Here is a 19,280-nt window from a genome sequence, read left to right as displayed (position 1 = left end):
CTACCAGTCGTAGCGGTAGCCGATGTTGACGCCCACGGGCTGCTCGACCTTGTCGCCCTTGGCCGCTTCGGCCTCGACGTACACCTTGTGCTTCTCGCCGAGGTTCAGCTGGGCGCCGACGCCAAGCTCGGTCCGCGAACCCGGCAGCGCGTTGTCGAGGGTGACCGCGTCGTTGATCTCCACGTCCGCCTTGCCCTTGAACTCGTGGATCTGGTTGATCTTCACGAAGGGCTGCAGGCTGCGGCCCTGGTCCAGCGGGATGAACTTGCCGAAGCGCGCCCCTACCCGCCCCTGCAGGCTGTCCATGGCGTCGCCATCGACCTTCATGCCATCGCTGGACTTGTAGTCGGGGCCATCCACGCGCGATGCACTGAGCTGCGCCTGCGGCTCGACGAACCAGCCGTTCTCCAGCCTGATGTGCTTGCCGGCCTCGACACTCACACCCACGCCCTTGCCCGAGTAGTCGCCCTTGACCGAATGGCCGAGGTTGTTGGGCATCTTCACGTCGGCGTCGAAGTTCTGGATCTTCGCAACGCCATCGACATACCAGCCGTTCTCGTTCAGGTACGTGCCATAGGCACCTACGCTGGTGGCGTCGACCTTGCCCTTGGCGCCTTCGCCGAAGTCCATGTCGGCCTTGCTTGCGCCGACCATGCCGCCGAGGTGCAGTTTCCCGCTGGCCAGGGGGATGGCCTTGTCGGCGCCGATCTGTACGCCCTGGATGTCCTGGTCAAATTCACGGCTCTTGCCGCTGTCGACCTCGAGCCGTTTGCCCAGGCCGCGAACCCAGAGGCCGCCCTCGCCTTTCTCGCCGCGAATATCGCCAAGGCGCTGGTTGAGGCTGTCCATCTCGGCGTTGAACAGCTGGCTGGTAGCGCTCTGCATGCCCAGGGCCGCATTGGCGCCCTTGGACAGGTCCTGCGGACGCGGATCGGGAAGCGCGGGATGAACCGGATCGACGGGGTTCACCGGATCGTCCGGGTCATTGGGATCGACCGGCACCAGCGGATCGACGGGATCGGTCGGTACGATGTCGCGGTAGGCCAGGTACCAGTCGTCGGCACTCTGGGTCAGGTTGTAACGGTAGGCGCCTGCGTCCACATGGCCGCCCTTGAGGTTGAAGCTGGCCGGCCCGCCCTGGGTGTCCACCACCTTCAGGGCATCCAGGTGATCGGGCTGCTTGCCGCTGTCCTCGATGGCCAGTTGGTGCTCGCCGCTGGCGGTACCCTGCACCACCAGCAGGTCGCCCTGGCGCCCGGCGATATCGGTATTCATGGCGAACTGGCCCTGCCCGCTGAGATCGCCCTCGACCGTCAGCGTCTTGTAGCCATTGCCCGGCTGGAACGCGACCGTGCCCTGGGTCGCCAGTTGCCCGACATTGGAATCGCCGGTCACCTGCCATTGGCTGGTCGCATCGAGATTCACATCGTCGACATTGATGGCGGCGCCGGTCCACTGGGCGTTGTTCTGCAGGGTGACGTCGGCGCGGCTGGTCAGCGAAACAGCTTCCATCTGGCCACTTTCATTAATGGCGCTCCATCCGTCCTTGGTCGCTCGATCGCTGGCGATGTTGCCTTGCAGGTGGCTGGCGTCCACCGTCAGGCTGGCGGCGCCACCCGCCGTGATCTCCAGGGCATTACCGTTCCCACCGGTGATGGAACCGCCGTTGCGCAGCTCGATTTCTGCCAGGCCATAGTCGGCCACCAGGACGCCGGCATCCTCCTGGCCGGTGACCTGGCTGCCGTCGACTGACAACCGGGCCGCATCGGGATATTCCGTGTTCCGGTACTTGACCTGCACGCCATTTCCCTGGCCTTCGATCGTGGAGCCCAGGGCGTTGAGCGTGGCGTCTCCCATCATCAAGGCGCCGATAGCGTTGCCCGCGACTGCGCCGGTCGCACGAATTTCGCTGTTTTGCAGGTTGAGTTCGGAGTTGCCGACTTGATAGACGCCCCAGCTTTCGCCTTCGACGTGCTCGGGGCCTACTTCACCGTTGTGGGTGACGATGGTGCTGTTCTTCACGTTGGCAACGATGTTGGGAGCTTGCTCCGGCATCCAGTCGGAGCGCCAAAAGCCCTGCAGTCCCAGTCCGCGAGCGCCAGAGCCGTTTGCGCTATCGGTAGCCTCGACCGTCACGGTGGTCTGGTTCAGGTCCAGCGTCGCGGGCTGTTCAGCCGTTCCGCCGCTGATGACCAGAATCCCGATATTTCCTGCATCGACGGTACTGTCAAGCATGGTCAGCTTGTCGCTATTACCCATCACGATGGGCTGGAAGCCGCGCAGTTCGGTGTTGATCGTCGTCACCTCCTGGTGACTGTCAGGGGAATAGCTGTAGGAACCGATGCCCAGGCGCCCATCAATGGTCGAATCCTGGAAGGTGACGCTGGCGCCACCTTCCACGTAGTAGGCGCCGGTTAGCGTTTCGCCGCGGATAGTTTGAGACTCGTTGATCACCCGTCCGGGGATGCCGGGTACGATTTCGCCGATCTCATCGCCCTGCGCCATCAGCGGCTGCGGTCCGATATCGAGAGCCGCCGCCGAGGGATGTTTCAGGTCGTCGGCATCCGCAACGACGACGGCGTCTTCAGCTTCCGCCTCGGCAACCTTCAGCGAAAAAATGGCTGCCATGGCCATGCCGATGGCATGGGCCAGGCGGTTCTTCCTCATGCGTTCGAGGAAGAGGGAAGAACGGTGCGTTTTCATGATGACCTCCATCAGAATGGATCTGCCATCAGTCTTTGCCGCACGGGGCCGGAGGTCTGTCGGAGCTGCCTTATCGAGGCATCGGAGCTTGTCAGATTCGGATTTCGTCTAGGCTATGCCTGTCGTGTACGAAGGAGGCGCACATGGCCAGGGTCTTTCTCCTGGAAGCATTGCCGGCCATCCGCGAGTACCTGCGAATGGAACTCGGACAGATGGGCCATGAGGTCATCGATAGCGTCGGCGATGGCCAGGTCGGCCTGCAGCGGATTCGCCAGACGCACCCCGACCTGGTCATTCTCGGGCTGTCGATGCCCGGCAAGAGCGGCCTGGACCTGATCGATCGCATCAAGGCGCACAGCCCGGGCAGCCGCCTGCTGGTCTACACCGCCCTGAATGCCGAGCACTTCGCCCCGCTATGCCTGAAGGCCGGGGTGAACGGTTTCGTGAGCAAGAGCGAGGACCTGGACGTGCTCCGCTCCTCCATTCGCAGCGTGCTCAACGGGCGCAATCACTACCCTGCCCTGCCGCATGCCGCCGTGGAGGGCGATGAGCTGTCCGTGCTTTCGCCGCGCGAGCTGTCCGTGTTGCAGTTGATAGGCGAAGGCAAGACCAACCAGGCGATCGCGGACATCCTCTCGATCAGCTTCAAGACCGTGAGCACCCATAAAAGCCATTTGCAGGAAAAGCTCCGGCTGACGTCCCGACTGGAACTGGTGGAAGTGGCGCGGCGTCACGGGCTGGGCCGGTCCGCCATCGACGACGGTTACGTCAGCCAGGACGTACCGCAACAGTGGCGCGCCCATATCGACAGGCTGCAGGCCATGCTCGATGCCGTCGGGCATCCGATGTTCCTGCGCGATCGGGACGGGCGCCTGCTGCTGTGCAATCGAGCGTTCCTCGAGTTCTACCAGGTCACTGCCGAAGACGTGGCGGGACAGGATATCCAGGGCGCGGTGTGGTTCGACCCCGAGCAGCGCCAGCGCCTCGAGGCCAGGTACGCCGAACTGGTGGCGGCGGAACAACCGTGCAGCCTGGAGCACACCACCAGTGTCCACGGCAGCGAAAGGGTGCTGCACCTGTGGGGCATGCCCTACCGGGACGACCAGGGAAGAATGCTCGGCATGGTGGGCGGCGTCCGTGACCTGACGCATCAGGCGCGGATCATGCAGTCGCTGCGCGAGGAGCGTCGTCGGACCCGGCTCGCCAGCGAAGCCAGGATGGAGCTGTTCGAGCTGATCCTGCTGGAACTCCACGGCGCCCTGGCCAGCACTCGCCTGCGGGTAGGCGATGAGGGACTGGTGGAGCTCGATCAACTGGTGGCTCGGCTGCATCGCCTGGCGGACGTCGCGCAGGACAAGCGCCCAAGCGCCGAGGAACCCTGCGATGTAGGGGCAATCACCCTGGAAGAGCTGAAGCGCCATGGCGTCGAGCTGTCCATCAGCGGAGCCGCCGCGGCGCATTGCTGGCTGGATGGGCCCGTGTACCGCGAGTTGCTTGAAGCGCTTTCGCAACTGGTCGGCCCCGCCAGCGAAGCGACCCTGGTGCAAAGGCACAACAGCAGCGGGATGGTCGAATACCAGCTGACCCTGACCGATGAACCGCCGCGCGCGAAAGGCTCGATCATCCTGTGGCGAACGGCGGAACTGCTCGCCGGACGGCTGGATGCAAGCCTTGCACGAACCGCCGATGGCAGGACGACGAGCCTTGTCATGACCCTGGAAGAGGCGGCTTCACCCTGAGGGGCAAACCGAAAGGCCCGCCTGCGGTTGCGTCACCTTCGCCCGTTCACTCGGACCTCCCGGGATCAGCCTCCCAGGCGATGCGAGGAACGGGCATCAGTGACTCGTTGCCTGCTGCACACCGAACACCTCCACCAATTCTTCCAGGAACGCGCTGACCAGTTCACCCGGGCGGGATGAGCGGCGCGTGGCCGCCTGGAAATCCACTTCATAACGCAGGAGCCCCGGATTCAACGCGCACAGTTGCTGCTGCTCGACGTGCCGTGCCGCATAGTGCTCGGGCAGGAAGCCCAGGTGCTGCCCGGACAGGATGAGCAGCGCGGCGCCGTCCATGCTGTCGGTCAGCGCCGTGAGCCGTTCCAGTGCCGTGGGTGCCGGCATTTCCGGGAGCGGATGGCTGGGCCAGACCCACTCATGATCGGCCACATCGTCGTGGCCCAGCCCGCCGGCCTGCCCGTACAGAGGGTGGGAAGCGCCGCAATAGGCAATCTGCGTTTCCCGAAACAGCGGCAGGTAATCCAGGGTGTCCAGGCGCCGCCAGAAATAGCCGATCGCCAGGTCGAGATGGCCATTGATGAGTTTCTCTTCGAGAAAGCTCGAGGACAGTTCGGTGAACTGGAAGCACAGGCCCTGGTGACGGGCGCGCAGCCGCGCGACGGCGAGCGCGATCTGCTTGTTCGCCTGCGGTTCCAGTTGCCCGAGAAGGCCGATGTTGAGGGTACCGCTCAGGGTGCGGTTGATCTGCTGCACTTCCAGCCGGAACCCCTCGGCCGCCGCCAGCAGGCGCCGGGCGGCCTCGAGAAACTGGGCGCCCTTGGGGGTCAGGGCGAACCCGCCGCGGCCGCGCTGGCAGAGCCGGAAACCCAGGCGGGTTTCCAGCGAGGCCAACTGTGCGCTGATGGTCGGCTGGGTGGTATTGAGCGTTCCCTGCGCCGCGGAGATGCCGCCCGCCTCGACCACTGCGAGAAAGACGCGGATCAGGCGGATGTCCAGTTCCGATACGTTTCCCAGCATCTCCCACCCCGAGCGGATTAAATAGAATTGAATCTATGTGAACAGTGCAAGCGCCGTATTTTACGGCGCCTCGAGCAGGCCTAGATTCTGCCTGCGACGGCACCATTATGCACCCTCATGGAACGCGAGGGACCTATGCCACAAGGGCTGCAGGGAAACATCGGATGCAGCGCGGCCGCGCCTCGCCGAGGCGTCAGGACGTAGCGCAGCATAGATGTTCGCCCAATGTAAGTGGCGGTGCCGATCCTTCACAAAAACAATATTGCCTTGAGCAGGAGCGTTCCCATGTCCGGGTCCAGCCATACCGCCCACACTGCCGATGCCGGCACCGGGCTGGCCATCGAAGGCCACTCCATCGACTACATTCCCGAATCCGAACGCCACGCCCGGCTCTCCAGCCAGGGCCCCTTCTGGTTCCTGGGCAATTTCCACTTCTTCACCATTTCCATCGGCTTCGTCGGCCCCAGCCTGGGCCTCTCCGCCTTGTGGACGACCCTCGCCGGCGCGCTGGGGATCATGTTCGGCACCCTGTTCATGGCCTTCCACGGCTCCCAGGGGCCGGAGATGGGCCTGCCGCAGATGATCCAGTCGCGCGCCCAGTTCGGTTATCGCGGCGTCGTGCTCGCCTTGCTGGCCACCCTCTTCGTCTTCGTCGGCTTCAACGTGGTCAACGTCTCGCTGATCATGGATGGCCTGCACAACGTCTTCGGCCTGGAGCCGCTGCCGGTCGCCTGCACGGTGATCGCCGTGGGCGCCCTGCTGTCGATCTACGGCCACGACCTGATGCACAAAGCCTTCAAATGGGCGTTGATGCTGACCCTGCCGCTCTACTCGCTGGTCACGGTGGCGCTGATATTCGGCGCAGGCCAGGCTGACCTGCCGGCGGCGCCGGAGAGCCCGCTGGGCTTCCACTGGGTGGCCTTCGCCACGCAGTTCGCCATCGCCGCCAGCTACAACATTTCCTATGCGCCCTACGTATCGGATTACTCGCGGTATCTGCCCAGGAACACCAGCCGCGCCAAGCTGATCGCGGCGGTATTTCTCGGCGCGTCGCTGTCGGGTGCCTGGATGATCGGTCTCGGCGCCTGGCTGGCGCAGTTGCTGCAGGCCTCCGACGCCCTGGTGGCGCTGGATCGGGTCGGTTCTTCATTGCTGCCGGGCCTCGGCCATGTACTGGTGCTGGTATCGGTGGCGGGCTTCCTGCCGGTGATCGCGCTGAACACCTACAGCGCCATGCTGACGCTGCTCACCGGAGTCGATTCCGTGCGGCGTATCAGCCCCACCCCGCGCGCCCGCGTCCTGTCGATCCTGGCCATTACCCTGGTGCTGCTGGCCTGCGTGATCTCGATCCGCGGCAACGGCATTTCCATCCTCAATACCTTCCTGGTGCTGATGCTCTACTTCCTGGTGCCCTGGACCGCAGTGAACCTGGTGGACTACTTCGGCGTGCGCAAGGGCCGTTACGCCATCCCGCATTTCTTCACGCCCGCCGGCATCTACGGCGCCTGGCAGATGCGCGGCATCCTGGCTTATGTCGTGGGCTTCGTCTGCATGATTCCGTTCTTCTACATCTACGACGCTGCGGCCGGCAAAGAAGTGTTCGTCGGCCCCATCGCACGGATGCTCGATGGCGTGGATATCGCCTGGCTGGTCGGCCTGCTGGTATCGGGCCTGACCTATTTCATGCTCAGCCGCTCGCTGGATCTGCAGGCCGAACGCCGCGTCATCGATGCCATCGGCGAAGCCGACATTCTTCGCGCGGCCCGCACGAGCGACGGCCCTCAACCATGACGCCTGCAGGAACCCCAGCCATGATTGCTTCGAAACCGGTCACCGTGGCCTGCTGCCAACTGGCGCCCGTCGTCGGTGACCCGAGCCACAACCGCCGCCTCGCCGAGCGTGCGATCCGCAACGCCGCTCTGCGCGGCGCTCAGGTGATCGTCCTGCCGGAGCTCGCGCAGAGCGGCTACGTCTTCGCAGACCGCGCCGAAGCACTCGCCCTGTCCGAAGCGCAGGACGGCCCGACGCTGCAGCTCTGGCAAAGACTGGCCAGCGAACTGGACGTGGTCATCGTGGCTGGCTTCTGCGAGCGCCTGGACGGCGAGCGGGTAGCCAACAGTGCTGCCCTGGTGGATGCCCGCGGCTTGCGTACGGTTTATCGCAAGGCCCACCTGTGGGATGGCGAAAACGCCATCTTCACCCCCGGCAGCGAAGCGCCGCCGGTGGTGGAGACCGCCTTCGGAATGATCGCGGTGATGATCTGCTACGACCTGGAATTTCCCGAATGGGTACGTCTGCCCGCCCTAGCCGGTGCAGAGCTGCTGTGCGCCCCGGTGAACTGGCCGTGGGGTCCTCGCCCCGATCAGGAGCGCGCGGCGGAAGTCGTGCGGGTGCAGGCCAATGCATCGGTGAACCGCCTGTTCATCGCCGCGTGCGACCGCCACGGTCACGAGCGCGGCGTGGACTGGGTGCAGGGCTCGGTGATAGTCGACGCCGACGGCTTCCCGCAGGCCGGCCCGGCAGAAGGTGGCGAGCAGATACTGCTCGCCACGCTGGACCTGGCCCAGGCGCGGAACAAGCGCATCAGCCGCCACAACCATCTGCACCAGGACCGCCGCCCTACCCTCTATGGCCAGGAAGGACTGCTCGGCGCCTGATCGCGACGAGCAGCGTTTCGACCGCTGTTTACCGCGTCCAGAGCGGGTCGGTGGTGAAGGCGATGGTCAGCCAGCGATTGGGGCCTTCGTCGCCGATGGCCTCGCCGATCTCGTCGCGCAGCCTGTCCCACTCGGCCAGGGTCTGCGCCGGCCAATTCGGCGGCACGATGAAATACAGCTCGATCTGCTGCGCCCGGCCGACCTTGGCGACATAGGCCTGGTACCCCGTGAAGCCATGCTGCGCGACCACCTCCGCAGCCACCTCATCGACGTGCTGCTTGAGCTCGGGCGGGGTGATGAGGAGGATTTCCTTGAGCGCCTGGCGAATGGTCAGGAAGGGAATCGGCAGGATCACCACGCAGATCAGCGCCAGCACCGCGGGGTCGACGTAGGGCCCGATCTGCGCGTACCCGCTCACGCTGGCGAGGTCGCCCACCAGGAAAGCGATCAGCAAGGCCAGGGAGATGCTGCCGGACATCACCCAGGACTTGGCGTCGAGGGCGACGAAGTCCGAGCCGATGCGCTTGTTGGCGCGGAACTGCACCGCCGCCAGGGAGAAACAGACCAGCGTGGCGACCGCCGCGTAAAGGATGGCGAAGCCGAACTCCAGCGCATGGCCGCCGGTGAGCAACCGGCCGACGGCGTTGATCAGGGCGTACAGCGTCACGCCGCACAACAGCGTGCCGTTGAGCGCCAGCACCATCGGTTCCAGGTGCCAGAAGCCCATGTTGAAGCGCTCGGCCAGCCGCCGGCTGGCATCGCCTTCGGTGGTATGGCGGCGGATCAGCGTCGCCACCATCAGCGCCAGGCCGCTCATGCTCGCATCGGCCAGCGAGTAGACGCCGTCGAAGACGATGGAAAAGGATCCCGACAGCAGGCCGACGACGATCCCGAAACCGGCCAGCAGGACGGTGACGATGATGGAAAGCCGCAGGATGCCCTGTTCTGTTTTCATGACTGGCGTGCTCCTCGCGCCTTGGTGGTTACGTCGCCGGAGTCAGGCTTTAAGGCACTGGCGGCGTCGCTGGGGGGCGCGACTATAAGCCAGGGCCCAAGCCAAGGCCATTGCGCCCCGGCAATGGGGTTGTGCAGGTTCGCATGCTCGTGCAACCCGAGGTCGGCGTTCAGGTATACGGACCGAGGCATTATCCCTTTGAGCGAACGGCGCTGCCGGACAGAAAAACGTCGGTGCGCCGCCTTCCCAAGCGTCACGAGGGCCCGGCAAGATAGCGGCACTCGCCGCCGCGTTTCGGTGGCCCATCTGCCTTGCGCCACCGGAGTCGTATGCAACCGCGCGACCTTGCCGCCTACCTGTTCCTCGCAATCGGCTGGGGGCTGTCCTTTCTCGTCCTGCTCAAGGCCATCGCCGGGTTCGGCTGGGTCGGCGCGGTCAGCTTCCGCGCGCTGATCGCCAGCTTCACGCTGTTCGCAGTGGCCAGGCTCTCCGGGCGCCGGCTGAATTTCGCAGGCTTGTGGAAACCGTTGTGCGTGGTCGGCGCCACCACGGTAGCCGGCCAGTTGATCGGCATGACCTACGCCACCCCGCGCATCGGCACCGCCATGGCGGCGATCTTCGTCGCTGGCATTCCGCTGTTCTCCATGCTCATCGGTCGCCTCTGGGGCCTGGAGCGCATCACCTGGAGTGGCCTGGGCGGCCTGGTCCTGGGCTTCTGCGGCATGGTGCTGCTGGTGGGCTTTCCGGCGGTGCCGATCACTCATGAATTCCTCCTCGGCAGCGCGGCCTCGGTGTTCGGCGCGGTGTGCGCCGCGTTCGGCAGCAACTACGCCAGCCTCAAGCTGCGCACCGCGGGCCCCTGGGAAGTGACCTGCGGCGCCTTCCTGATCGGCGGGCTGCTGACGCTGCCCCTGCTCATCTGGGTACCGGTGCCCGGCACGCCGCAGCCGAGCGACTTCCTCTTCCTGCTGCTCTGCGGCTGCGTGCTCAGCGCGGTGAACTACGTCGTCTACTTCCAGCTAGTAGCGCGCATTGGCGCCACGAAAACCATCAGCGTGGAATTCGTCGTCACCGTGGTCGCCGTGCTGGTGGGCGCGCTGGTGCTGGGCGAAAGCCTGTCGCTGATGCAAGGCGTGGGTGCGCTGATCATTTTGCTCGGCTGCGCCCTGGTGCTCGGCCTCCTGCCGGGCACCAGGGCGCGCGCGGTCAGTTGATCGCCTGCACCGATACGGCCCCTGGCGCCACGTCGTCGCGGTCGATCACTTCCATCGGCAGGCGCGAGGTTTCCCGCAGCAGCCAGGAACACACCGCCACCAGCAGGAGTGCCGCCGCGCCGTAGAGCGCCACGCCGAACGGGTTGCGCCCGGTGGCGATGAGGATGGCGGTAGCGATGCTCGACGCCGTGCCGCCGCCCAGCGCCGCGCCGATCTGGTAGCTGAAGGAAATCCCCGAGTAGCGCATTTCCCGCGGGAACTGCTCGGCGAGAAAGGCCGGGATCGGCCCCTGGGTCGCGCCCATGAAGAAGCCCACGGCGACATAGGCCAGCAGCGCCAGCGGCAGGTCGTGCAGGCCGATCAGCGGGAAGAAGGCGAACAGGCCGAGCGCCATGATCGCCGCCCCGAAAATCATCACCGTGCGGCGGCCGAAGCGGTCCGACAGGTGCCCGAAGAACGGCGCGGAGGCGACGATGGCCACCGACAGAGAGAAGTCGAACAGCAAGGCATGGCTGCTGCTGTAGCCGATATCGGTTGCGTAGGCGAGGAAAAAGGTGCTGCCGATATAGGCGATGGTGACGTAGCCGAACGCGATGCCGATGCACAGCAGCAGCTCGCGCGGGCGACGGCGGAAGGCCTGCATCAGCGGCATGCGCGCTTCGGTTTTCGCCGCGGCCTTGGGTTGCGGTGCAGTGTTCTGCAGGCGCGCATAGAGGCCGATCAGCACCAGCAGGCCGCCGAGCCAGAACGGGATGCGCCAGGCGATGCCGGAGAGGTCGTCGTCGAAGGCGAAGCTGACGATGGCGAACACGGCCGAACCGAAGATGCCGCCGATGCCGATGCCCATGCTCGTGAAGCTGCCCCACAGGCCGCGGCGGCCCTTGGGGGCGACCTCGATGCCGAACAGCGCCGCGCCGCCCCACTCGCCGCCAGCGGCGAAACCCTGCACCAGGCGCAGCAGCACCAGCAGGACGGGCGCCGCCGCGCCGATGCTGGCGTGGGTCGGCAGGAAGCCGATCAGCAAGGTGCTCAGGCCCATCAGCACCAGGGTGGCGACAAGCGCCTTCTGCCGGCCGTAGCGATCACCCAGGTGGCCGAACACCACGCCGCCAAGCGGGCGGGCGAAGAAACCGGCGCCGAACGCCGCGAAGGCCACCAGCACGGCGGTCAGGCGATCCATGCCGGGGAAGAACAGTTGCGGGAAGATCAGCGCGGCGGCGTAGCCGTAGATGACGAAATCGTAGAATTCCAGCGCGGTGCCCATGCCGGAGACGCAGAAGGTGCGAAAGGCCGAGCGCGAGCCCGGAGCTGCGGGAGTGTGGTCGATCATGGCGGTTCACTCTTGTTTTTGTGGCAACACGAAACCCGCGCGGCGGCCGTTGGGTCGTCACGGAGGCATTGTTTTTGGAGGCGGTGCTGCGTAGGGCGCATAACCCGGAACGGGTTATCCGCCGGTAGCTCGGCGGCGGATAACGCTGGCGCGTTATGCGCCCTACGAACTGCGTGCTGGAAAGATCGGCGCCTGGGCTATGCCCTCTCCCTAACCCTCTCCCTGAAGGGAGAGGGGACCTTATGGTGCAGGCTGAAACGGTGGTGTCGGCCGGCCAGAACGACTCCCTCTCCCCTCAGGGAGAGGGCTGGGGAGAGGGTTCAGCCGGCTGAAACGAAGTCCTCAGAACCGCAGGAACCCCTCATCCGCCAGCTTCTTCGGCGTGCCGGCAACATATTCCAGTGCGCAGCCCACGGTATCCAGGCCGATGCTCAGCAGGGTTTCCCAGCGCTCGGTATCCGGCTCGGACATATCCGGGTGGAAGCACACCACCGCCTGGTCGCCATCGGCGCCGCAGAAGGCGTCGGCGCGTTCGCGCAGGGCCTTGCCGGTCATGCCGGCGGTGGCGGCCTTGAGGTGTTCCAGGCGCGCGTAGGTGGTGGACACATCCGCCGTACGCTCGCCCCAGCTCAGTTCGCCGTCGAGGAAGTGGTTGGTGTGCAGCAGCCAGCCATCCTCGCGCGGCACCACCACGGCGGTATGCGCGGGACTCATCTCGATGCTGGCGGCACGGGCGCGCACGTCGTTGCGGGTGAATACGGTCAGCACGGTGGAAGCGCTGACCCGTGCCGAACGCGCCAGGTCGATGGCCTCGGTGATGCTGGTGGCTTCTTCCAGCACGCGACGGGCGATGGCATGCACCGGCACGCCGGCACTGCCGTCGTCGCTGGCGTGGTGCAGGATGTTGAAGTGCACGCCCAGGCCCGCGCTGTTCACGCCGATCTTGCCGAGCATGCCGAACTCGGTGAACAGCTTGGCGGTCAGGCCGGTGCTGCCGGTGAAGCCCAGCAGCAGGCCGTGGGGCACCAGGCTGTCGTGCCAGTCCCAGGTCTGCAGGCTGCGCGGTGCAGCAGCACCCGCCGGGGCATAGACGGAGGTGGAGCACTCGCCTTCCACCGGTTGCTCGGGCATCACCGCAAGAATTTCGGTGCGCGCGTTCAGCGCCGCCAGCTGCCACAGCGGCAAGGACACGCCCAGGGCCAGGCCTTCGACTTCCTTCGCCAGCGCCGGGCACCAGTCGGCCAGCGCCGCAAGGCTGGCTTCGCCGATGGCGCGCGCCTTGTCCAGCTCCACGCCGACGCGCGGGAAGAAGTCCAGGTACAGCGCCACGGTCTGGCGGATCTGCTCGGCGAAGGTTTCGCCGATCTGCCGGCCACGCTGCAGCGGGTCGCGGATATCGGTGGTGAAGGTGTGAAGAATCACGGCAAGGCTCCTGCAATTGCTTTTTTTTAACGAGTCCGGAGCACCGGGGCGCTCCGCTTGGATCAGCGTTATTCGCTCGAACGACTATAGACTTCACGGCCGGCGAACCAGGTCTTGAGCACGCGGGTATCACGCAGCGCTTCGGGCTCGACCGTGAACACGTCGCGGTCGAGAAGGATCAGGTCGGCCTGCTTGCCGGGCTTCAGCGAACCGATGCGATCCTCCAGGCGAATGGTGCGCGCGGCGTTGAGGGTGTAGGCCTGGAACATGGTCTGCCGGTCGATGTCCTCGGCGGCGTTGAGCACGCCCTTCGGGCCGACGCGCTGGATCGCCTGGTAGATGGCCTTCCACGGATCGGGCGTGGTGATCGGCCAGTCGCTGGCGCCGGAAATGGTCGCGCCGTTCTTCAGCAGCGAGCGCGCCGGGTACATGTGCAGGAAGGCCATGGCGCTGACGTAGGGCTTGACCAGGTCGACACTGTTCTCGTCGGCGGCGGCCCAGTACAGCTGCATGGCGGCAATCACGTCGAGCGCCTTGAAGCGAGGGAAGTCCTTGGGGTTGACCATCTGCAGGTGGGTGATCGAATGCGGGATGCCACTGTGGCGATCCTTGCGCGCCTGCTCGATGCCGTTGAGCGACTCGCGCACCGCGCGGTCGCCGATGGCGTGGATGTGCACCAGCCAGCCGCGGGCATCGGCGGCGCTGACCAGCTCGCCGAAGTGCCTGGGGTCGATCAGCAGTTCGCCGTACTTCTTCGAGTTGCTGTAGGGCTCCAGCATCGCCGCGCTCTGCGCCGGTACCTCGGCCACGCCGTCGGCGAAGACCTTGATGCCCGGCAGGGTCAGGTTCTCCACACCGGCGAACTGCTGGCGCACCTTGTCCAGTTCATCGAGGTCGGCGGGAGTCGCCTTGGAGTCGGCCATCAGCAAGGCGGCGACGTGCGCGGTCAGCCCGCCCTCTTGCGCCAGCAGCTTGTAGGCCGGCAGCACGCCGACGGAATCGTTGTGGATGTCGCCGCCGGGATTCTCGTTCGCCAGGGGTTCCATCCAGGCGGTGATGCCCAGCTCATGGTAATAGCGCTGCGCGCCTTTCAGCGCCTTGAGCAGCTCGTCGTTGCTCGCCAGCGGCAGCAGCGCCTGCACCGGGTAGAGGCCGGCATCCACCAGGAAGCCGTTGGGCTTGCCATCGGCGGTGTGGCCGATGGTGGCCTGCTCCTCGCCCTTGAGCGATCTGACCTTGGCCGCGTCGATCCCGGCGAGGTCGAGCAACGCCTGGTTCGCCCAGCCGGTGTGATAGTCGCCGCCGGCCAGGAGGATCGGCTGCTTCGCCCATTCGCCCTGGTTGAAACGCCGCTGCAGCTCGCCGATCTCGTCCCAGTAAGCCGTCGGCACGCCACCGACATAGAGGAACTGACCACGTCGCGCGCGGCCGTCGTCGCGCCACTGGCGTAGCTTGCTCTCGAACTCGGCGAGCGGCAGGTCCTGGTTGTCCAGGTTGGCCTGGAGCATCTGCAGGCCGCCCTTGACCAGGTGGGTGTGGGCGTCGATGAAACCGGGCATCAACACCTGGCCGTGAAGGTCGATGACTTTCGTTGCCGGCTGCTGGAGCTTGAGGATCTGCGCGTCGGAGCCGACGGCGAGGATGCGGCCGTTCTCCACCGCCACCGCCTGCTGCAGCGCCTGGCCGGGCTCGGCGGTGTAGACCTTGCCGCCGTGGAAGATGAGGTCGGCGGCGGCCATAGTTTCCATCGAGGAAAAAGCGCAAGCCGCCGACACCAGCGCCGGAATCAGTAGTTTCATCGCAGAGCCTTCGTTATTGTTGATCTGTGATGAAGGTTAAGCAAAAGCCACGGCGGCTTTAACACCGACTTCCCGCACAACTTCTGTTCCTACCAGGAAACAATCCATGGACAAGATGACCGCCCTCACCATGTTCGTCGCCACTGCCGAGCACGGCGGCTTCAGCCGCGCCGCCGAACAGCTGGGCAAGACGCCGTCGGCCATCACCAAGGGCGTGGCACAACTGGAGGCCGAGCTGGGCCAGCGGCTGTTCGAGCGCACCACGCGACGCATGGCGTTGACCGAAGCCGGGCACATCTACCTGGAAGGCGCGCGCTCGGCGCTGATGCAACTGCAGCGCGCCGGCGAGGAAGTCGAGCAGTTGCAGACCGAACTGCGCGGCAGCCTGCGCATCGTCTCGCCGCCCTCCTTGGCCCCGGCTTTCTTCAACGCGGTGTGCTGCCGCTTCCTGCGCGAGCACCCGCAGGTGCGCCTGGAAGTGGACCTGCTGGACGAATTCGTCGACCTGGTGGAAGGCGGCTACGACATCGCCCTGCGCGATGGCCCCATCGACCTGCCGGACGTGATCGCCCAGCCGCTGCTGGAAAACCGCCTGATGCTCTGCGCCAGCCCGAAATACCTTGCCGAGAAGGGCCTGGACGTGACGCTGGAGAACTACGAGCAGCACGACTGGCTGATCTTCCGCCACCCGCTGCTGAACCGGAATTTCTGGTGGGTGCAGAAGGACGGCGAGCGCCTGCGCATCCGCCAGCCGGTGCCGCGCATTGCCAGCGACAACTACGACTTCCTGCTCTCCTGCCTGCTCGATGGCCAGGGCCTGCAGTTCCTCCCGCAGTGGAGCGCACTGCCCTACCTGGAAAGCGGCGAACTGGTCGAACAGCTGCCCGACTGCTGGCGCGACCAGAGCGCCTTCGGGCCCTGGGTGCATGTGCTCTACCTGCCGCACCGGCGCAGCACGCGCAAGGTGCGGGTGTTCATCGAGTACCTGCGCGAGCATCTGCAGGGCAAGGGGTTGGTCTGAGCCGCGACGCTCCCCTGCTCCGGCAGGAGCGCAATCGGTGACGAGGTTGGCAAGTCCGCGTCAGGCGCCTGGCAGCACCTCCCCAGCCATGGACGCCCTGCCCGGCCGCCGGGCATTACGCAGCCTTCTCGACGACGTCTCGACCCGATGGTGCAGCAAGCCCGGCAGGTGAGCGTCGCCCGCCGACTGCCTTGCTGGAGCCATCATGACGACCACCGCCGAGCTGATCATCACCCACGCCGACATCCGCACGATGGACGAGCGCCATCCGCGCGCCGAAGCCATCGCCATTCGCGGCGGGCGCATAGTCGCCGTCGGCAGCAATGCCGAAATCCAGGCCCTGGCCGGCCCCGACACGCGCCGCATCGACGCCGGCGGCCGGCTGATGCTGCCGGGTCTGCAGGACACCCACGTGCACTTTCAGCTGAGCGCCGCCGACCTCTACCACAACGCCTCGCTGTACGACGCCACCACCCTCGACGAACTGCTGGAAAGCATCCGCGCATTCGCCCGGAAGCACCCTGAAAAACCCTGGATTCGCGGCGTCGGTTTCTCCTCCGCGCGCTTCACGCCCGAGCAGCTCACCCGGGAATTGCTCGACAGCGTCACCGACGGCCGCCCGGCACTGATGTTCGCCAGCGACTATCACAACGGCTGGGCCAACAGCGCCGCTTTCGAGCTGGCCGGCGTCGGCCCGGGCAGCGTCAAGCCGGACAACGGCGAATACCTGCGTCATCCCGATGGCACGCCCAGGGGCTGGCTGGTGGAAGACGCCATCTGGGCGATGAACCGCATCGCCCCCGGCTACACCGATGACGACTACCTGCAGGCCATGGCGCACTACAGCAAGGCCTTCAATGCGCGCGGCATCACCGGCGTGCTCGACGCCATGGCCACCCGCAACTACATGAGGAACTACCAGGCGTCCCATGACCGCGGGGAACTGACCCTGCGCGTCTGCGCCACCTCGAAGGTCTTCGCGCACAAGTCCCTGGCCGAGCAGATGGCCGAAATCAAGGACCTGCGCGCCATCTACCAGGGCGACCGGGTGCGTCTGCATTCGGCCAAGTTCTTCCTCGACGGCGTGCTGGAAAACGGCACGGCGGTGCTGGCCGCGCCGCGCAGCGATACCGGCGACAACGCCGAGCTGATGTTCAGCCAGGAGCAGATCGACGAGTTCTTCAGCGCGTTCGACCGCGAGGGCTTCCAGATCCACGTGCACAGCATCGGCGACGGCGCCGTGCGCGCCGCGTTGAACGGTCTGCAGATCGCCCGCGACCGCAACGGCACATGGGACTCGCGCCACCAGCTGGCACATCTGCAGGTGGTCGACCCGGCGGATATCCCGCGCTTCAAGCAGCTCCGCGCACTGGCCAATTTCCAAACGCTCTGGGCGCAGCCAAACCCCGAGGCCGACGCCATGGTCGAAGCCATGCTCGGCCCCGAGCGCAGCCAGAACATCTACCCGCTGGGCGCATTCGTGCGCCAGGGTGTGACCTGCATGCTCAGCAGCGACTGGGGTGTGACCGGTTTCGATCCGTTCCCGATCATCCAGTGCGCCCTCACCCGGCAGAACCCGGCGCTGGGCAGCGACAGCCCGGCGCAGACCGCCCAGCACCGCATCGGCATCGACGACGCGATCAAGGGTTACACGATCAACGCGGCGCACGCCGCCTGGCGCGACGACTGCACCGGCAGCCTGGTGCCGGGCAAGTACGCCGACCTGATCCTGCTGGACCGCGACCTCTACGCCATCTCGCCCTACGAGATCGGCCGGACCCAGGTCCTGCTGACCCTGCTCGAAGGCCGCGAAGTCCACCGCGACGCCACCTTCCACGGCTGAGCCCGCACCCCACCGCTCGCCACATCGGCGGGCACCTCCCACCACAAGAAGATCGGAGCCTGATCATGGGCGTTGCAGTTCCCCACCAAGACGCGCAGCTCAAGCGCACCCTCGGCCTGAAAGACCTGGTAGCCTATGGCATGGCCTACATCGCGCCGATGGCGCCGCTGACCACCTTCGGCTTCGTCTGGGATGCCTCGGGCGGACTGATCGCCCTGGCGTACCTGCTGGGCGCGACCTGCATGTACTTCACCGCGCAGAGCTACGCCACGCTGTCCAACGAAGTGCAGAGCGCAGGCTCGGTCTACGGTTTCGCCCGGTACAGCCTGGGCGAGGTGCCGGGCTTCGTCGCCGGCTGGCTGATCCTGCTGGACTACCTGCTGATCCCGGCGCTGGTGTTCCTGATCATGTCGGTGGGCCTGCAGATCCTGCTTCCCGGCCTCGACCGCGCGCTGTGCCTGGTGCTGCTGGTGGCGGTATCGCTGGGCATCAACTGGTTCGGCGTCGCCGTCACCACGCGGGTCAGCATGGTCTCGGTGGTCCTGCAGTTCAGCGTGATGTTCGGCCTGCTGGGCCTTGCGCTGTTCGCCCTGGCGCAGGGCAAGGGCGCCGGCGCGCTGACGGCCGCGCCGTTCTTCGACGGCAGTGCCTTCGATGCCGGCAGGGTATTCACCGCGACGTCCATCTGCGTGCTGTCGTTCCTGGGCTTCGACGCCATCTCCACCCTCGCCGAAGAGGTCAAGGACAACGACCGCCGCCTGGTCGGCCGCGCCATCCTGCTGGTGCTGTTCATCTGCGCGACGCTGTTCGTGGCGACCACCTGGGTGCTGGGCAACCTGATGCCCGGCGTGGAGATCAAGGACGCCTCGGCGGCCATCTACGAGCTGACCGGGGCGCAGATAGGCCCCTGGGTCGCCGTCCTGCTTGCCTGGGTGATCGCGGTGATGGTCGGGCTGACCAATGCGCTGCCGATGCAGGTCGGCGTGTCCCGCGTGCTCTTCGCGATGAGCCGGGACCGCCAGCTGCCAGCACTGTTCGCCCGCCTGCACCGCCGGCACGGCACGCCGCACGTGGCGCTGGTGCTGTCGACGCTGCTGTCGCTGGGCATCGCCCTGGTGATGCGCGAGCGCATCGACACCCTAGCCTCCTTCGTCAACTTCGGCGCGCTGACCGCCTTCGTCCTGCTGCACCTGTCGGTGCTGGTCAAGCTGGGCATCCAGGGGCGCAGCCGGCGCTGGTTCGCCCACTGGCTGGTGCCCATCGTCGGCATCGCAGTGGTGCTGACGGTACTCTGCGGCATGGATATCCATGCGCTGACCATGGGGAGTGTCTGGTTGGTGGTTGGGGTGGTTTATGGCCTCTACCTGCGGGACAAAGGGCATGTGGCGTTGAGCGTTTGAGGCCCCGTGCCGTGCGGTTCGCGAGCAAGCTCGCTCCTACGAAGAACCCCACCGATGCAGCTTTGGCCCTTAAGTCTTCCAGAGAAACCTCCAAGCACTCCGAACGGCCCCGTTCAGGAGGCCTCGTTGAAGTGGAGTTTCAGGGGTTGAGCGACATGGATGTCGCGAGAGCCGCGATGGGCC

Annotated in this window: 13 protein-coding genes; 7 read left to right on the top strand and 6 right to left on the bottom strand. The window is 66.0% G+C overall.

The features are described 5' to 3' along the window. Window positions 1-2,703, bottom strand: a complete 2,703-nt coding sequence (locus ACCC94_RS08995) for an autotransporter outer membrane beta-barrel domain-containing protein (RefSeq protein ID WP_413349013.1) — start codon at window positions 2,701-2,703, stop codon at window positions 1-3. A 143-nt stretch (window positions 2,704-2,846) separates the two neighbouring features. On the opposite strand from ACCC94_RS08995, the gene ACCC94_RS08990 reads away from it, so the two are divergent. After that, window positions 2,847-4,442 carry a LuxR C-terminal-related transcriptional regulator gene (locus ACCC94_RS08990; RefSeq protein ID WP_413349011.1) on the top strand — a complete coding sequence of 532 codons (1,596 nt, stop codon included), beginning with the start codon at window positions 2,847-2,849 and terminating at the stop codon, window positions 4,440-4,442. Window positions 4,443-4,538: 96 nt separating this feature from the next. Here ACCC94_RS08990 and ACCC94_RS08985 read toward each other — a convergent pair whose 3' ends face one another. Further along, window positions 4,539-5,456 (bottom strand): LysR family transcriptional regulator, encoded by a 918-nt coding sequence (locus ACCC94_RS08985; RefSeq protein ID WP_413349010.1) that lies wholly within the window; start codon window positions 5,454-5,456, stop codon window positions 4,539-4,541. 285 nt (window positions 5,457-5,741) lie between these two features. Here ACCC94_RS08985 and ACCC94_RS08980 point away from each other — a divergent pair, with 285 nt between their 5' ends. After that, on the top strand, window positions 5,742-7,247 hold the full coding sequence (locus ACCC94_RS08980; protein ID WP_413349008.1) for a purine-cytosine permease family protein: 1,506 nt from the start codon (window positions 5,742-5,744) through the stop codon (window positions 7,245-7,247). Window positions 7,248-7,267: 20 nt separating this feature from the next. Beyond that, window positions 7,268-8,113 (top strand): nitrilase family protein, encoded by an 846-nt coding sequence (locus ACCC94_RS08975; RefSeq protein WP_413349006.1) that lies wholly within the window; start codon window positions 7,268-7,270, stop codon window positions 8,111-8,113. A 28-nt stretch (window positions 8,114-8,141) separates the two neighbouring features. On the opposite strand, the gene ACCC94_RS08970 is transcribed toward ACCC94_RS08975, so the two are convergent. Beyond that, window positions 8,142-9,068, bottom strand: coding sequence for a cation diffusion facilitator family transporter (locus tag ACCC94_RS08970; RefSeq protein ID WP_413349004.1), 927 nt, complete (start codon window positions 9,066-9,068; stop codon window positions 8,142-8,144). 329 nt (window positions 9,069-9,397) lie between these two features. Here ACCC94_RS08970 and ACCC94_RS08965 point away from each other — a divergent pair, with 329 nt between their 5' ends. Continuing rightward, window positions 9,398-10,282 carry a DMT family transporter gene (locus ACCC94_RS08965; protein ID WP_413349002.1) on the top strand — a complete coding sequence of 295 codons (885 nt, stop codon included), beginning with the start codon at window positions 9,398-9,400 and terminating at the stop codon, window positions 10,280-10,282. Here ACCC94_RS08965 and ACCC94_RS08960 read toward each other — a convergent pair. The 3 genes from ACCC94_RS08960 to ACCC94_RS08950 all read right to left on the bottom strand — a co-directional run bounded on the left by ACCC94_RS08960 (window position 10,275) and on the right by ACCC94_RS08950 (window position 14,833). After that, window positions 10,275-11,612, bottom strand: coding sequence for an MFS transporter (locus tag ACCC94_RS08960; protein ID WP_413349000.1), 1,338 nt, complete (start codon window positions 11,610-11,612; stop codon window positions 10,275-10,277). The genes ACCC94_RS08965 and ACCC94_RS08960 overlap by 8 nt on opposite strands. A 342-nt stretch (window positions 11,613-11,954) precedes the next feature. Continuing rightward, window positions 11,955-13,034 carry a C45 family autoproteolytic acyltransferase/hydolase gene (locus ACCC94_RS08955; protein WP_413348999.1) on the bottom strand — a complete coding sequence of 360 codons (1,080 nt, stop codon included), beginning with the start codon at window positions 13,032-13,034 and terminating at the stop codon, window positions 11,955-11,957. Between the two features lie 68 nt (window positions 13,035-13,102). Beyond that, on the bottom strand, window positions 13,103-14,833 hold the full coding sequence (locus ACCC94_RS08950) for an amidohydrolase (protein ID WP_413348998.1): 1,731 nt from the start codon (window positions 14,831-14,833) through the stop codon (window positions 13,103-13,105). 106 nt (window positions 14,834-14,939) lie between these two features. Between ACCC94_RS08950 and ACCC94_RS08945 the strand changes: the two genes are divergently transcribed. The 3 genes from ACCC94_RS08945 to ACCC94_RS08935 all read left to right on the top strand — a co-directional run bounded on the left by ACCC94_RS08945 (window position 14,940) and on the right by ACCC94_RS08935 (window position 19,097). Then, on the top strand, window positions 14,940-15,854 hold the full coding sequence (locus tag ACCC94_RS08945; protein ID WP_413348996.1) for a LysR family transcriptional regulator: 915 nt from the start codon (window positions 14,940-14,942) through the stop codon (window positions 15,852-15,854). 205 nt (window positions 15,855-16,059) lie between these two features. Next, complete coding sequence (locus ACCC94_RS08940; RefSeq protein ID WP_413348994.1) at window positions 16,060-17,697, top strand: amidohydrolase; 1,638 nt, start codon at window positions 16,060-16,062, stop codon at window positions 17,695-17,697. A gap of 65 nt (window positions 17,698-17,762) precedes the next feature. After that, the gene (locus ACCC94_RS08935) at window positions 17,763-19,097 is read left to right on the top strand and encodes an APC family permease (protein WP_413348992.1); all 1,335 of its coding nucleotides are present in this window, start codon (window positions 17,763-17,765) and stop codon (window positions 19,095-19,097) included. Window positions 19,098-19,280 lie beyond the last annotated feature (183 nt).

It is taken from the genome of Pseudomonas sp. Pseusp97 (genome assembly GCF_047304025.1).
GTDB lineage: Bacteria > Pseudomonadota > Gammaproteobacteria > Pseudomonadales > Pseudomonadaceae > Pseudomonas.
This window is presented reverse-complemented; position numbering and strand designations above follow the sequence as displayed.

What these genes read in the sequence shown, in the direction of transcription:
- ACCC94_RS08995 (WP_413349013.1), bottom strand. Translation starts at nt 2,703, where the DNA reads ATGAAAACGCACCGTTCTTCCCTCTTCCTCGAACGCATGAGGAAGAAC.
- ACCC94_RS08990 (WP_413349011.1), top strand. Translation starts at nt 2,847, where the DNA reads ATGGCCAGGGTCTTTCTCCTGGAAGCATTGCCGGCCATCCGCGAGTAC.
- ACCC94_RS08985 (WP_413349010.1), bottom strand. Translation starts at nt 5,456, where the DNA reads ATGCTGGGAAACGTATCGGAACTGGACATCCGCCTGATCCGCGTCTTT.
- ACCC94_RS08980 (WP_413349008.1), top strand. Translation starts at nt 5,742, where the DNA reads ATGTCCGGGTCCAGCCATACCGCCCACACTGCCGATGCCGGCACCGGG.
- ACCC94_RS08975 (WP_413349006.1), top strand. Translation starts at nt 7,268, where the DNA reads ATGATTGCTTCGAAACCGGTCACCGTGGCCTGCTGCCAACTGGCGCCC.
- ACCC94_RS08970 (WP_413349004.1), bottom strand. Translation starts at nt 9,068, where the DNA reads ATGAAAACAGAACAGGGCATCCTGCGGCTTTCCATCATCGTCACCGTC.
- ACCC94_RS08965 (WP_413349002.1), top strand. Translation starts at nt 9,398, where the DNA reads ATGCAACCGCGCGACCTTGCCGCCTACCTGTTCCTCGCAATCGGCTGG.
- ACCC94_RS08960 (WP_413349000.1), bottom strand. Translation starts at nt 11,612, where the DNA reads ATGATCGACCACACTCCCGCAGCTCCGGGCTCGCGCTCGGCCTTTCGC.
- ACCC94_RS08950 (WP_413348998.1), bottom strand. Translation starts at nt 14,833, where the DNA reads ATGAAACTACTGATTCCGGCGCTGGTGTCGGCGGCTTGCGCTTTTTCC.
- ACCC94_RS08945 (WP_413348996.1), top strand. Translation starts at nt 14,940, where the DNA reads ATGGACAAGATGACCGCCCTCACCATGTTCGTCGCCACTGCCGAGCAC.
- ACCC94_RS08940 (WP_413348994.1), top strand. Translation starts at nt 16,060, where the DNA reads ATGACGACCACCGCCGAGCTGATCATCACCCACGCCGACATCCGCACG.
- ACCC94_RS08935 (WP_413348992.1), top strand. Translation starts at nt 17,763, where the DNA reads ATGGGCGTTGCAGTTCCCCACCAAGACGCGCAGCTCAAGCGCACCCTC.